The sequence below is a fragment of the Actinokineospora auranticolor genome, from assembly GCF_041897805.1.
In the GTDB taxonomy this organism is placed as follows: Bacteria; Actinomycetota; Actinomycetes; order Mycobacteriales; family Pseudonocardiaceae; genus Actinokineospora; species Actinokineospora auranticolor.
On record NZ_CP154825.1, the window covers coordinates 1,520,138 to 1,533,835 of the forward strand.

Below are 13,698 nucleotides of genomic sequence, written 5' to 3' on the forward strand. Positions count from 1 at the left end.
CGGTGTGGAACCGGTACCTGGCCTCGGACTCGTTCTCGTTCCTTGTGCGAGTGCACCAGTGCCGCCACCGCGATCGCCTCTATGGCTCGCGGTGATCCTCGTTTGCCGCAGGTGGGATTGGTTCTCCCACCGTGACACCTCGTTGGCCGCTGCGTGGGCTTCGCGGTAGGAATCGCGCCTCGGCCAGTTCGTGTTCGAGCAGGGCGAGGTCTTCCCGATATCGATCCAGTTGCCATTCTTGATCCCCGACTTCACGTCCGCCGCCCGGGCAAGACGTTCGTAGCCGCTCACGATTGCCTCCGCCACGGGAACGGGGACTCCTCGCCGAAGGCTTCATCGTCGGTGTCAGTGCGCTGAGCGGGCCTCGTCGAGCACGACAGGGCGGTCGGCCTGGCCCGCTGCTCCGCTCGCCTATTTGATCACGTGCAACTCCACGTCACCGAGCCGTCACCCCGCACTGTACGGATGGCTCGGACTCGTGCTTGGCCCCTGTGGATAACTTTTTCCGCTTTGTCGGTCCCTCCGGATACTGTCGCCCCCGTGGGGACCAGCACCGAATCACTCGTATCCGCCAGGGGACTGGCCAAGCGCTTCGGCGACTTCGACGCCGTGCGCGGCATCGACCTCGACGTGCGTCCCGGTGAGGCCTTCGGCTTCCTCGGGCCGAACGGCGCGGGCAAGTCGTCGACCATGCGCATGATCGCGTGCGTCTCGCCGCGCACCGGGGGCGAGTTGACCGTGCTCGGCATGGACCCGAGTCGCGACGGGCCCGCCATCCGGGGGCGGCTCGGCGTGGTCCCGCAGCAGGACAACCTCGACACCGAACTCACTGTCCGGGAGAACCTGCACGTCTACGGGCGCTACTTCGGCCTGTCCAAGGCGCACGTCCGCGCCAAGGCCACCGAGCTGATCGAGTTCGCCCAGCTCGCCGACCGCTCCGACGCCGAGGTCGAAACGCTCTCCGGTGGGATGAAGCGGCGCCTCACCATCGCCCGATCGCTGATCAACGACCCCGAGCTGCTGCTCCTCGACGAGCCCACCACCGGCCTCGACCCGCAGGCCAGGCACCTGCTCTGGGACCGCCTCTTCCGGCTCAAGCAGCAAGGCGTCACCCTCATCGTGACCACTCATTACATGGACGAAGCCGAGCAGTTGTGCGACCGGCTCGTGGTCATGGACGCGGGCCGAATCGTCGCGGAGGGCAGCCCGGCCGAGCTGATCGCCCAGCACTCCACCCGCGAGGTGCTGGAGCTGCGGTTCGCGGCGGGCACCCAGGACGAGCAAGCCGTCGAGGGGCTGGCCGAGCGGGTGGAGGTGCTGCCCGACCGCCTCCTGCTCTACACCACCGACGGCGAGGCGTCCTTGGCCGCCGTCCACCGGCGCGGCCTCACCCCCGTCTCCAGCCTGGTCCGGCGCAGCACGCTGGAGGACGTCTTCCTCCGCCTCACCGGCCGGACGCTGGTGGACTGATGCCGACCGCGATCACCACCCCGCGCGCCATCCGGCTCGTCGTCGAGGGCCAGTGGACCTGGTACCGCCGCAGCTGGCGGGCGTCCGTCGTCTCCAGCGTCCTGCAGCCCGTCCTCTACCTGCTGGCCCTCGGCATCGGCGTCGGCACCCAGATCCGGCCCGGTGGCGCGACCGGCGACCTGCCCTACCTGCAGTACCTCGCGCCCGCGCTGGTCGTGGCCAGCGCGGTGCAGACGGCCGCCTTCGAGTCGACCTTCCCGGTGCTGTCGGCGTTCAAGTGGCAACGCACGTACCACGGCATCGCCGCCACCCCGGTCAGCGCGACCCAGGTCGCCCTCGGCCAGCTCGCCTGGGTCGCGCTGCGGATCAGCGTCTCCGCCGCCGCGTTCCTGGTGGTCGCGGGTCTCTTAGGCGCGTTGACCAGCATCGGGGCTGTGCTGTCGCTGGTCGTCGCGACCCTCACCGCGGTGGCGTTCGCCGCGCCGGTGATCGCGTACTCGGCCACCATCGAGACCGAGGGGCAGCAGTTCAGCGTCATCTTCCGCTTCATCGTGATGCCGATGACGATGTTCTCCGGCACGTTCTTCCCGGTCGAGCAGCTGCCCGAGTGGGTGCGCCCGCTGGTCTGGCTCACCCCGCTCTGGCATGGCACCGAGCTGTCCCGCGCCGTCGCCTTCAGCACGTGGGAGGCGTTGGGCGCCCTCGGTCACCTGGCGTTCCTGCTCGCCATGCTGGCCGTCGGCACGCACTTGGCCGTCCGCAACTTCAACCGCAGGTTGGCTATCTAGATGACCACCACCGCACCCGAGACCCGGGTCCCCGAGCGCGTCGGCGTGCTGTTCCGCGTGTTGCCCACGGGCATGTACGCGGGCAGGCCCAGCGCCGTGCTGGAACGCTCGTTCCTGGTCAACCGGCGCACCTGGCTGGCCGTGGTGTCCGGGTTCTTCGAGCCGCTGTTCTTCCTGTTCGGCCTCGGCTACGGCTTCGGCGCCCTGATCGGCGACGTCACGGGACCGGGCGGCGAGCACATCAGCTACGTCGCCTTCGTCGCGCCCGCGCTGCTGGCCGCCTCGGCCATGAACGGCGCGGTCACCGACGCCACCTTCAACATCTTCTTCCGCTTCAAGTACGCCCGCACCTACGACGCCATGCTCGCCACCCCGCTGGGCCCGCTCGACGTGGCCATCGGCGAGATCACGTGGGCGCTGATCCGCGGTGCCCTCTACTCGGCGGGCTTCCTCGCGGTCATGCTCGGCATGGGGTTGCTGACCTCGCCGTGGGCGGTGCTCGCGCTCCCGGCCGCGGTCTTCGTAGCGGTCGCGTTCGCGGCGGTCGGCATGGCCTGCACGACCTTCATGCGGTCGTGGCAGGACTTCGACCTGGTGAACCTCGCCGTGATGCCGATGTTCCTGTTCTCCACCACCTTCTTTCCGTTATCGGTGTACCCGCCCGCACTGCGGGTGGTCGTGCAGTGCTTCCCGCTCTACCACGCGGTGGAGATCATGCGCGGGTTGTGCACCGGCTTCGTCGGCCTAGCGATGCTGGGGCACCTCGCGTACTTCGTGCTGATGGCCGCCGTCGGGCTCGTGGTCGCGGCGCGCAGGCTGGGCAAGCTCCTGCTGGCGTGATGGCGGCGGCGAGCACCTGACCGGCAGTGGCCCGTCCGATACGCCGAGAGTGACGGGTTACCCTGGTTCGTTGTGAGCGTCGAGTCTGTGTTCCCCCGGCTTGAACCCCTGCTGCCCCGGGTGTCCAAGCCGGTCCAGTACGTCGGTGGTGAGCTGAACGCCACCGTCAAGGAGTGGGACAGCACCACCGTGCGCTGGGCGCTGATGTACCCGGACGCCTACGAGGTCGGCCTGCCCAACCAGGGCGTCATGATCCTCTACGAGGTGCTCAACGAGATCCCGGACGTGCTCGCCGAGCGCACGTACGCGGTCTGGCCCGACCTCGAGAAGCTCATGCGGGAGCACGACGTCCCGCAGTTCACCGTGGACGGCCACCGCCCGCTCGGCGCGTTCGACGTGCTCGGGGTCAGCTTCTCCACCGAGCTGGGCTACACGAACATGCTCACCGCGCTCGACCTCGCGAAGATCCCGCTGCACGCCGCAGACCGCACCGTCGACCACCCGGTCGTGCTGGCCGGTGGTCACGCCGCGTTCAACCCGGAGCCGATCGCCGACTTCATCGACGCCGCCGTGCTCGGTGACGGCGAGGAGGCCGTCGGGGAGATCACCGACGTCATCCGCGCGTGGAAGGCCGAGGGGCGTCCCGGTGGCCGTGACGAGCTGCTGACCCGTCTCGCCGAGTCCGGCACCGTCTACATCCCCCGGCTCTACGACGTCACCTACCGCGAAGACGGCCACATCGACGCGGTCAAGCCCAACCGCGACCGCGTGCCGGAGGTGGTCGCCAAGCGGACCACCATGGACCTCGACGCGTGGCCGTACCCGAAGAAGCCGCTGGTGCCGCTCGCGGAGAGCGTGCACGAGCGGATGAGCGTCGAGATCTTCCGCGGCTGCACCCGCGGCTGCCGCTTCTGCCAGGCGGGCATGATCACCCGCCCGGTGCGCGAGCGCTCCATCGACGGCATCGGCGCGATGATCCAGCAGGGCCTGGAGGCCAGCGGCTTCGAGGAGGTCGGCCTGCTGTCGCTGTCCAGCGCCGACCACTCCGAGATCGGCGAGATCACCAAGCAGCTCGCCGACCGCTACGAGGGCACCAACACCGGCCTGTCGCTGCCGTCCACCCGGGTCGACGCGTTCAACATCGACCTGGCCAACGAGCTGTCCCGCAACGGCCGCCGCTCCGGGCTCACCTTCGCCCCCGAGGGCGGCAGCGAGCGGATCCGGCGCGTCATCAACAAGATGGTGTCCGAAGAGGACCTGCTCAAGACGGTCACCGCCGCGTACGCCAACGGCTGGCGGCAGGTGAAGCTGTACTTCATGTGCGGCCTGCCCACCGAGACCGACGAGGACGTGCTCCAGATCGCCGAGATGGCCAAGAACGTCATCCGCGCGGGCAGGCAGGCCAGCGGCCGCAAGGACATCCGCTGCACGATCTCGATCGGCGGGTTCGTGCCCAAGCCGCACACCCCGTTCCAGTGGGCGCCGCAGTGCGACCCGGACACCGTGGACAGCAGGCTGCGCAAGCTGCGCGAGGCGGTCAACTCCGACCGCGACCGCAGCCTCGGCCGCAACATCGGCATGCGCTACCACGACGGCAAGCCCAGCCTCATCGAAGGACTGCTGTCCCGGGGCGACCGCCGGGTCGGCCGCGTCATCGAACGCGTCTGGCGCGACGGTGGCCGCTTCGACGGCTGGAGCGAGCACTTCTCCTACGACCGCTGGGTGGCCGCGGCCGCCGCCGAGCTCGAACCGCTCGGCGTCTCGCTCAACTGGTTCACCACGCGCGAGCGCACGGAGGAGGAGGTCCTGCCCTGGGACCACCTCGACTCCGGCCTCGACAAGCAGTGGCTCTGGGACGACTGGCTCGACGCCCTGGACGCCCGCGAGCAGGACGACTGCCGCTGGACCCCCTGCTTCGACTGCGGCGTCTGCCCGGCCATGGGCACCGACATCGAGATCGGTCCCACCGGCCGCAAGCTGCTGCCCATCAGCCCGGTCGGCATCGGGTCCCCGGTCCAGAACCCGGCCCTCGCCAAGTCGTGAGAATCCGCATCGCGGGTGAGGGCGACATCCCCGCCCTCACCCGCCTGCGTCGCCTGTGGACCGAGGAGCTCACCCCTACCACCCCAGACGACGAGTTCGAGTCCACATTCACCCAGTGGTGGCTACACGAACGAGACCGCCGGATCTTCTGGCTGGCCGAAACCGAGGACGCCGACCCCATCGGCTTCCTCAACATGGTCATCTTCACCCGGATGCCCCGCCCGAGCCAGCCACCGAGCACCTGGGGCTACGTCAGCAACGTCTACGTCCGCGCGACCCACCGCAACCAGGGCACCGGCCAAGACCTGCTCAACGCGGCCATAACCCACGCCGACACGCACAACTACGTCCGCCTCGTGCTGAGCCCGACCGACCGCTCCATCCCGTTCTACAACCGCGCCGGCTTCACCCCAGCGACTTCCCTGCTGATCCGCCCAGGCGTCCCGACAGAGTGACAGTAATCCCCAGCCCCATCCACACCCTCCCCTTGAACTGCAATTCCCCCACCCGCCGCATATCCACATCCCCCTGATACCCCACTAACCACTGTCCGAGAAACCCATGGCAGACCAGTCTCTACCTGGTCACCGACCACTGTGGCCACGCCGAACAGAACGCCGCGATCGCGGCCTACGCAAAGCTAGTCGGTCACTGCGGCCAGGGCGTTGACCAGTCCGTGGCCGTAGAAGCTGTTGAAGGGCGCGTAGCCCGAGCAGTAGGCGTCCTGGCCGCCCGTGCCATCCAGGTCGTAGTCGACCGGGCACGGCACCGACTCCGCCTCCGTCGTCAGCAGCCGCGTCAGGCGTTGGGGGGAGGCGCCTGGGTGCGTTGACGCGAGCAGGGCCGCCACCCCGGACACGTGTGGCGTCGCCATCGAGGTGCCGCAGGCCGTCGCGTAGCCGCCGGGGACCGTGGACAGGACGCAGCGGTCGCCGGTCTGCTCGCCGCCCGGGGCCGTCACGTCGATGACGCCCAGGCCGTAGGCGCTGTAGCCGGCTTTCACTCGATCCGGTCCGATCGCCGACACCGCGACTACTCCGCGCAACCCCGCGGGCAGGACCCGGCAGGAGGCGTCGACGGTGCGCCACTGGCCGTCGAGGCCTGGCATCTGGCCGCTCGGCTCGGCGAGGTCGCGGGCCTCGTTCGACGCGGCGGCCACGCTCAGCACACCCCGGCCGGTCGCGTAGTCCGTCGCCCGCCGCACGGCTTCGTAGACGACGTGCTCGGCGCCGCGGTCGCAGGTCAGGGGCCACGGGTCGACGTAGTAGCTGTGGTTCGCCACCGCCATCCCGTTGGCCGCGGCCCACATCAGCCCGCACACCACCGACTCCGGCCGCACCGTCCCGTCGTCGTCGACGACCCGCACCGATGCCAGGCGCACGTCCGGCGCCACACCCGTGATGCCCCGCCCGTCGTCCGCCGCCGCGATGATGCCCGCCACGTGCGTCCCGTGCGGTGAGACCGAGGGCTGCCACGCCTGCGGTGACCGGTCCGCCTTGCCCGTCAGGCACCCCGCCGACTTCGCCGGGTCGACCGCGCGGGCCAGGTCCGGGTGGGTGTTGTCGATCCCCGAATCGAGGACGCCGACCACCACCCGGTCGCTACCGCGAGTGATCGCGTGCGCGGCGCCCGCCTGGATCTCCGTCATGTCCCACTGCTCGCCCGAGCGATCTGTCGCCACGTCCGGGTCGCCCGTGTCCACCAGTGGTGACTGCTTGTGCGCCCGCCCCACGACCGCCTCCGTGCTGAACGCGCGGTCGCGCCCGAACCGGTCGGCGAACCCGGGGTCGGAGGACGCCGCGACGCCCACCGCGATCTCCGGGTAGTACGCCACCGGCGCGGCGCAGGACGAGTCGACCTCGTCGTCGGCGTCGGCCGCGGTCGTGCCCTCGGGGAAGAGCACCAGGTAGCGCAGCGGGGCCGAGGTGGGGTGGCAGGGCAGCGACCCGTCCTCCAAGGGCTCGCCGGCCGCGAGGGTGGGAGCGGAGAAAGCCGCCGCCACTACCGCGACGCTGACCGCTGCCGCCCTGGTCAGGCGGAGCAGAGGCACGGGCGACCTCCAGTACTGGTTCCCTCGGGCCGGGCTGTCCACTCGGTGCGGACGCTATCCACGCCACGGGAGCGAAACAAGCGCGCGAGCCGAATTGGCGCTCCCGGTACGGTGCCACTGTCCCGGTGAGCTCACCACCGGAGGACAGCGACTCCACCGGAAGGAGTAACCCCTGAGCCGCCAGGACCAACCCAACCCGTCGGCGCCGCCGGTGCAGAAGATCCGGCTGCGCTACGCCAAGCGGGGTCGGCTGCGCTTCACCTCGCACCGCGACGTGGCCCGCGCCTTCGAGCGCGCCCTGCGCCGCGCGGGCGTGCCGATGGCCTACTCCCAGGGGTTCAACCCGCACCCCAAGATCTCCTGGATCGGCGCGGCGCCCACCGGGGTGGCCAGCGAGGCCGAGTACGTCGAGATCCAGGTCGTCGAGGCGCTCGACCCGGCGAGCCTGGCGCGGGTGCTCGACGCGGCGCTGGCCCCCGGCCTCGACGTGCTCGAGGCGGTGCAGGCGGGACCGGGCGGGCTCGCCGAGCGCATGGAGGCCAGCGACTGGCACATCGAGCTGCCCGGGGTCGACCCGGACACGCTGAGTGTCGCCGTCGAGCGCCTGCTCGCCGAGGAGCACGTCGAGGTGGAGCGGCTGACCAAGGACGGCAGACGGCTCATCGACGCCCGACCTGCGGTGATCCGCGCCGAGGTGACCGAATCCGGGGGCGACACCCCCGGTGTGGGGATCGACATGTCCTACCCGGAGCGTTCGTGTGGGATACTGCGTGTGGTCGTCCGGCAGACAACACCGGCCGTGCGACCCGACGACGTGCTGAGCGCGCTCCGCGTGGTCGCCGCTCTGGAACCGCCGGTGCCCGCGAAGGCGACACGGACGGCCCAGGGGCGGCTTGACGACGAAGGCGGTCTGTCCGATCCGTTGGCCCTCGACAGGCAAGCGGGCCTCGGGTAGTCCATCGGGGAGACGGAGTCGCCTCAGCCGTGGTCGAACGACCTGCCGTCAGCCGGTTGCGGTCCCGATGACCACAGCCGCCAGCGGTGATGGGCGAGGATTCCCGCCGCCTTGCGCGGTGGAACAAGGACAACTAGGGCCCCTGAGCGGCCGCGTCTGGCACGACGCGCCCGGGGGCGGAGGAGCTACATGTCGGACACGACTACCCCTGCCGGGGCCACCGGCGGGGCCGCCACCACACCCGTTGAGCAGGCGCTGGCGGAACTGCCCGCCAAGGTGCGCGTGCACGCGCTGGCCAAGCTGCTGTCGGTGAGCAGCAAGGAGGTCATCGCCACCCTCGACCGGATCGGCGAGACGGTGCGCGGTGCGCAATCCAGCGTCAGCAAGGAGACGGCCGCGCTCGTCGTGCGCGCGCTGCTCGACGAGCCCGAGGTCGTCGAACCCGCGGCCGTCGAGCCCGAGGTCGTCGAGGACGAGCCCGAGGTGGTCGAGGCCGCCCCGCGCCGGATCCCGCCCACGCCGGTGTTCGCCTCCGCGTCGCCGCTGTTCCTGCCCCCGGAGCCCGCCGCGTCCCGGCCCGCCCCGGTCCAGCCGGTCGCGGTGGTCGAGCCCGCGCCGGTCGAGGCGGAGGAGCCCCCGGTCGCCGATGAGGACGACGACGAGGACGGCGCCCACAGCAGGCGCCGCCGCCGCGGTCGCCGCGGTCGCGGTCGCGGCAAGGGCGCGGCCGACGAGGCGGGCGAGCCCGCCGAGGACGAGGCCAAGCCCGCCGCCGAGGCCGAGGAGCCCGAGGAGGAGCCGGAAGCCGAGACCGAGGCCGACGACGCGGGCGACGCGGGCAGCCGCCGCCGCAGGCGTCGCCGCCGCCGCAAGGGCGGCGGCGACGACGACGGCGCGGACGCGGGCGACGACCCGCCGAACACCGTCGTGCACGTCCGCGAGGCCCGCGACGAGAAGGCCGAGGCCGCGTCGGCCCGCGACGAGGTGCGCAGCGTGCGCGGCTCGACCCGGCTGGAGGCCAAGCGCCAGCGCCGCCGCGACGGCCGGGAGGCGGGCCGCAGGCGCGCGCCGATCCTGTCGGAGGCCGAGTTCCTGGCCCGCCGCGAGGCCGTCGACCGCGCCATGGTGGTGCGCGAGCACGGCGACCGCACGCAGATCGCGGTCACGGAGGACGGCGTCCTCGTCGAGCACTTCGTGACCTCGTCCGGCACCGGCTCGCTGGTCGGCAACGTCTACCTGGGCCGCGTGCAGAACGTGCTGCCCAGCATGGAAGCCGCGTTCGTCGACATCGGCCGCGGCCGCAACGCCGTGCTCTACGCCGGTGAGGTCGACTGGGACGCCGCCGGTCTGGAGGGCAAGGCCCGCAAGATCGAGCAGGCGCTGTCCACCGGAGACAGCGTCCTGGTGCAGGTCACCAAGGACCCGGTCGGGCACAAGGGCGCCCGGCTCACCACCCAGATCAGCCTCCCCGGCCGCTTCCTGGTCTACGTGCCCGGCGGCGGCGCGACCGGCATCTCCCGCAAGCTGCCGGAGAACGAGCGGCGCAGGCTCAAGGACCTGCTCAAGCGCATCGTCCCCGAGGACGCGGGTGTGATCATCCGCACGGCCTCGGAGGGCATCGCCGAGGCGGAGCTCGACCGCGACGTCCGCCGCCTGCAGGCGCAGTGGCAGGTCATCCGGGACAAGTCCGACGGCACCAACGGCACCCGCCGGTCGAACGCCCCCGCGCTGCTCTACGAGGAGCCCGACCTGCTGGTCAAGGTCGTGCGCGACCTGTTCACCGAGGACTTCACCTCGCTGGTGGTGCAGGGCGACCAGGCGTGGGAGACCATCGACGCCTACGTCCGCCACGTCGCCCCCGAGCTGCTGGAGCGGGTGCGCAGGCACGTCGGCACCAAGGACGTCTTCGCCGAGCACCGGGTCGACGAGCAGCTGCTCAAGGCGCTCGACCGCAAGGTCTGGCTGCCCTCCGGCGGCTACCTGGTGATCGACCGCACCGAGGCGATGACGGTCATCGACGTCAACACCGGCAAGTTCACCGGCTCCGGGGGCAACCTCGAGGAGACGGTCACCCGCAACAACCTGGAGTCGGCCGAGGAGATCGTCCGCCAGCTGCGGCTGCGCGACATCGGAGGCATCATCGTGATCGACTTCATCGACATGGTGCTGGAGTCCAACCGGGACCTGGTGCTGCGCAGGCTCACCGAGTGCCTCGGCCGCGACCGCACCCGGCACCAGGTGGCCGAGGTCACCTCGCTCGGGCTCGTGCAGATGACCCGCAAGCGGGTCGGCACCGGGCTGCTGGAGGCGTTCAGCACCACCTGCGAGCACTGCAAGGGCCGCGGTGTGGTCGTCACCACCGAGCCGACGCTCAAGGCGCCCGCGGCCAACGGCGGTGGTCAGCCGCAGCCCGAGAAGCCGCAGCAGCAACAGCAGCAGCAGGGCGGTGGCAGGCGCAACCGCAACCGCGGCAGCGACGAGCAGAAGACCCGCGAACCCGCCCGCGAGCAGGTCAAGGACGAGTCGGCCAAGGTCGCGGTCCGGGACATCGCCAAGGCCACCCGGCACGTCGCCGACGTCCCGGAGGTCTCGGGCAACGGCAACGGGCACGGCCCGCACCACACCGAGCACGCCGTCGCCGAGCCCGCCGCGCCGTTCAGCGCGGAGGACCTCTCCGAGAGCGTCGTGGCGGCCGACTCCGAGGTGCCTGAAGGCCGGGCGTCGCGCAGGCGCCGCACCAGCCGCCGCGCCCAGGGCGCGCCGTCCGGTGGCGCCGAGGCGCTGACCGTCGTGCGGGCCGAGGTGGAGCAGCGCGCGGCCGAGCCGCCGCTGGCCGCGTCGGCCGCGCAGGTCCGGTCGGCCTCGGAGCCCAGGTCGAGCGCGGGTGTCGAGCCGGTCGAGCCGGTCGTGCCCCGTCGGCGGACGCCCCGACGGGCCGCTTCCCGGCCCGCCGGACCGCCCGTGGACGCGACCAACGACAACTGAGGGGACCCCGGTTTGACCGTGGATTCCACCGGCACGTAACCTGTTACACGGCCCGCCCATCGGTGGGCTGTGTCGTGCCAAGCCCGGTCCGCCGAGGCGGTCCCCGCGCCAGTGGGGGGCTAAGCCTGCGGACCAGGGCTCGCAGGACCCCCACCGTCTAGTAGCAGGAGACTTCCGTCCCGATGTACGCGATCGTCAAGACCGGCGGCAAGCAGTACAAGGTGGCTGTTGGCGACGTCGTCGAGGTCGAGAAGCTCGAGGGCGCGCCGGGCACCGAGCTGAGCCTCGCCGCGGTGCTCGTCGTCGACGGCACCGACGTCACCTCGGACGCGGACGCCCTGGCGAAGGTCTCGGTGACCGGCAAGGTCGTCGAGCAGACCAAGGGCCCCAAGATCCGGATCCACAAGTTCAAGAACAAGACCGGGTACCACAAGCGACAGGGTCACCGTCAGAAGCTGACCCGCGTCGAGGTCACCGGCATCACCAAGTAGAGGACCTGAGCAGCCATGGCACACAAGAAAGGCGCGTCCAGCTCCCGCAACGGGCGCGACTCGAACGCCCAGTACCTCGGCGTGAAGCGCTACGGCGGCCAGGTCGTCAAGGCGGGCGAGATCCTGATCCGCCAGCGCGGCACCAAGTTCCACCCGGGTGTGGACGTGGGCCGCGGCAAGGACGACACCCTCTTCGCGCTCGCCGCCGGTGCGGTCCAGTTCGGCACCAAGCGCGGTCGCAAGACCGTCAACATCGTCCCGGTCGAGGCCTGATCGGCACCCGGGACAGCTAGATCCCGACGAGGGGCGGGCCGGAGCGGATCCGGTTCGCCCCTCGTTCGCGTTTCGAGGCCGCACGGCCTCGGTGAAAGGAAGACACCCGTGTCCCGTTTCGTCGACCGAGTCGTCATCCACGCCGCCGCGGGCAGCGGCGGCAACGGGTGCGCGTCGGTGCACCGCGAGAAGTACAAGCCGCTCGGCGGCCCCGACGGCGGCAACGGCGGCAACGGCGGCGACGTCATCCTCGTGGTCGACGGCAACGTGCACACGCTGCTGGACTTCCACTTCCACCCGCACGCGGGCGCGGCCAGCGGCAAGCAGGGCCAGGGCGCGAACCGCGACGGCGCCATGGGCGAGGACCTGGAACTGCTCGTGCCCGACGGCACGGTCATCCTCGACGAGTCCGGTGCGGTCCTCGCCGACCTGGTCGGGCACGGCACCCGGTTCGTCGCCGCGCGCGGTGGCCGGGGCGGCCTGGGCAACGCGGCGCTGGCCTCGAAGGCGCGGCGGGCGCCCGGGTTCGCGCTGCTCGGCGAGCCGGGGGAAACCCGCGACCTGGTGCTGGAGCTGCGGTCGGTGGCCGACGCCGGGCTGCTGGGCTTCCCGTCGGCGGGCAAGTCCTCGCTGATCGCGGTGCTGTCCTCGGCCAAGCCGAAGATCGCCGACTACCCGTTCACCACCCTGGTGCCGAACCTCGGCGTGGTGACGGCGGGGGAGTCGGTGTACACGATGGCCGACGTGCCCGGGCTGATCCCGGGCGCCAGCCAGGGCAAGGGGCTGGGGCTGGACTTCCTGCGGCACATCGAGCGGTGCTCGGTGCTGGTGCACGTGGTCGACTGCGCGACCTATGAGCCGGGCCGCGACCCGGTGTCGGACATCGACGCGCTTGAGGAGGAGCTGGCCCGGTACACCCCCGCGCTCGGCGGCGACCTGGCCTCCCGGCCGCGCCTGGTGGTGCTGAACAAGGTCGACGTACCCGAGGCCCGCGACCTGGCGGAGATGGTGCGCGCCGAGATCGAGGCGCGCGGGCTGCCGGTGTTCGAGGTGTCGACGGTGACCCGGGCCGGGCTGCGCGAGCTGAGCTTCGCCCTGGCCAAGGTCATCGAGGAAGACCGCGCGAGCAGGCCTGCCCCCGAGGTGACCCGCGTCGTCCTGCGGCCGACCGCGGTGGACGACTCCGGCTTCACGGTCGAGCGCGACCCGGCGGACGAGGACGGCTTCATCGTCCGCGGCGAACGCCCGGACCGCTGGATCCGCCAGACCGACTTCAACAACACCGAGGCCGTCGGCTACCTGGCCGACCGCCTGGCCCGCCTGGGCGTCGAGGAGGCCCTGGCCAAGCAGGGCGCCGTGCCCGGCTGCCCGGTGACCATCGGCGGCGTCACGTTCGACTGGGAGCCGTCGACCCCGGCGGGCATCGCGGTGATGATGCAGACCCGGGGCAACGACCCCCGCCTCGACCGCAACGAGCGGATCGGCGCGTCCGAGCGCAAGGTCGCCAAGCTGTCCCGTCGCAAGCACGTCGACTACGGCGACTACAGCGAGACCGGCATCGCCCACTACGACGACGATGACGAGTGAGCGAGCCCACGTCCGCCTGGTCGCCCGACCGGTGTTCGTAGTGGCCTGTCGTATCGTCACGGCGCTGAGGTCGTACGCCACCCGCTACCGGACCTCGCCCCGGTAAGACCAGGCCGTCGACCACGGCCCGCGTCGACGGTGCTGACTGCGCGCCGGTGGCTCGGCGAGGTCAGGTCGTTGTCGAGCAGGTTGGTCCCGTCTCGGAGGGGTGAGCTC

11 protein-coding genes are annotated in these 13,698 nt (G+C 71.3%); 10 read left to right on the forward strand and 1 reads right to left on the reverse strand.

The features are described from left to right. The first annotated feature begins 540 nt into the window (after positions 1 to 540). The 5 genes from V5P93_RS07190 to V5P93_RS07210 all read left to right on the forward strand — a co-directional run bounded on the left by V5P93_RS07190 (position 541) and on the right by V5P93_RS07210 (position 5,596). Complete coding sequence (locus V5P93_RS07190; RefSeq protein WP_245931195.1) at positions 541 to 1,470, forward strand: ABC transporter ATP-binding protein; 930 nt, start codon at positions 541 to 543, stop codon at positions 1,468 to 1,470. Next, positions 1,470 to 2,258, forward strand: coding sequence for an ABC transporter permease (locus V5P93_RS07195; protein ID WP_104478584.1), 789 nt, complete (start codon positions 1,470 to 1,472; stop codon positions 2,256 to 2,258). Before V5P93_RS07190 ends, V5P93_RS07195 begins: the two co-directional genes overlap by 1 nt. Beyond that, positions 2,259 to 3,098: an ABC transporter permease gene (locus V5P93_RS07200; RefSeq protein WP_104478585.1), complete on the forward strand. Its 840-nt coding sequence runs from the start codon at positions 2,259 to 2,261 to the stop codon at positions 3,096 to 3,098. 72 nt (positions 3,099 to 3,170) lie between these two features. Then, positions 3,171 to 5,141, forward strand: a complete 1,971-nt coding sequence (locus tag V5P93_RS07205; RefSeq protein WP_104478586.1) for a TIGR03960 family B12-binding radical SAM protein — start codon at positions 3,171 to 3,173, stop codon at positions 5,139 to 5,141. Next, entirely contained in the window at positions 5,138 to 5,596 is a 459-nt protein-coding gene (locus V5P93_RS07210) for a GNAT family N-acetyltransferase (protein ID WP_104478587.1), read from the forward strand. Before V5P93_RS07205 ends, V5P93_RS07210 begins: the two co-directional genes overlap by 4 nt. A 185-nt stretch (positions 5,597 to 5,781) precedes the next feature. On the opposite strand, the gene V5P93_RS07215 is transcribed toward V5P93_RS07210, so the two are convergent. Then, positions 5,782 to 7,191 carry a S8 family serine peptidase gene (locus V5P93_RS07215; protein WP_104478588.1) on the reverse strand — a complete coding sequence of 470 codons (1,410 nt, stop codon included), beginning with the start codon at positions 7,189 to 7,191 and terminating at the stop codon, positions 5,782 to 5,784. A 211-nt stretch (positions 7,192 to 7,402) separates the two neighbouring features. Here V5P93_RS07215 and V5P93_RS07220 point away from each other — a divergent pair, with 211 nt between their 5' ends. The 5 genes from V5P93_RS07220 (at position 7,403) to obgE (ending at position 13,482) form a co-directional block, all read left to right on the forward strand. Beyond that, a complete protein-coding gene (locus V5P93_RS07220) occupies positions 7,403 to 8,146 on the forward strand; it encodes a TIGR03936 family radical SAM-associated protein (RefSeq protein WP_104478589.1) in 744 nt (247 codons plus the stop codon). A 189-nt stretch (positions 8,147 to 8,335) separates the two neighbouring features. Next, entirely contained in the window at positions 8,336 to 11,131 is a 2,796-nt protein-coding gene (locus V5P93_RS07225) for a translation initiation factor IF-2 N-terminal domain-containing protein (RefSeq protein ID WP_104478590.1), read from the forward strand. Between the two features lie 182 nt (positions 11,132 to 11,313). Continuing rightward, positions 11,314 to 11,622, forward strand: a complete 309-nt coding sequence (rplU, locus tag V5P93_RS07230; protein ID WP_104478591.1) for a 50S ribosomal protein L21 — start codon at positions 11,314 to 11,316, stop codon at positions 11,620 to 11,622. A 15-nt stretch (positions 11,623 to 11,637) separates the two neighbouring features. Next, a complete protein-coding gene (gene rpmA / locus V5P93_RS07235; protein WP_104478592.1) occupies positions 11,638 to 11,895 on the forward strand; it encodes a 50S ribosomal protein L27 in 258 nt (85 codons plus the stop codon). A gap of 108 nt (positions 11,896 to 12,003) precedes the next feature. Continuing rightward, positions 12,004 to 13,482, forward strand: coding sequence for a GTPase ObgE (gene obgE, locus V5P93_RS07240; RefSeq protein WP_104478593.1), 1,479 nt, complete (start codon positions 12,004 to 12,006; stop codon positions 13,480 to 13,482). The last annotated feature ends 216 nt before the right edge of the window (positions 13,483 to 13,698 follow it).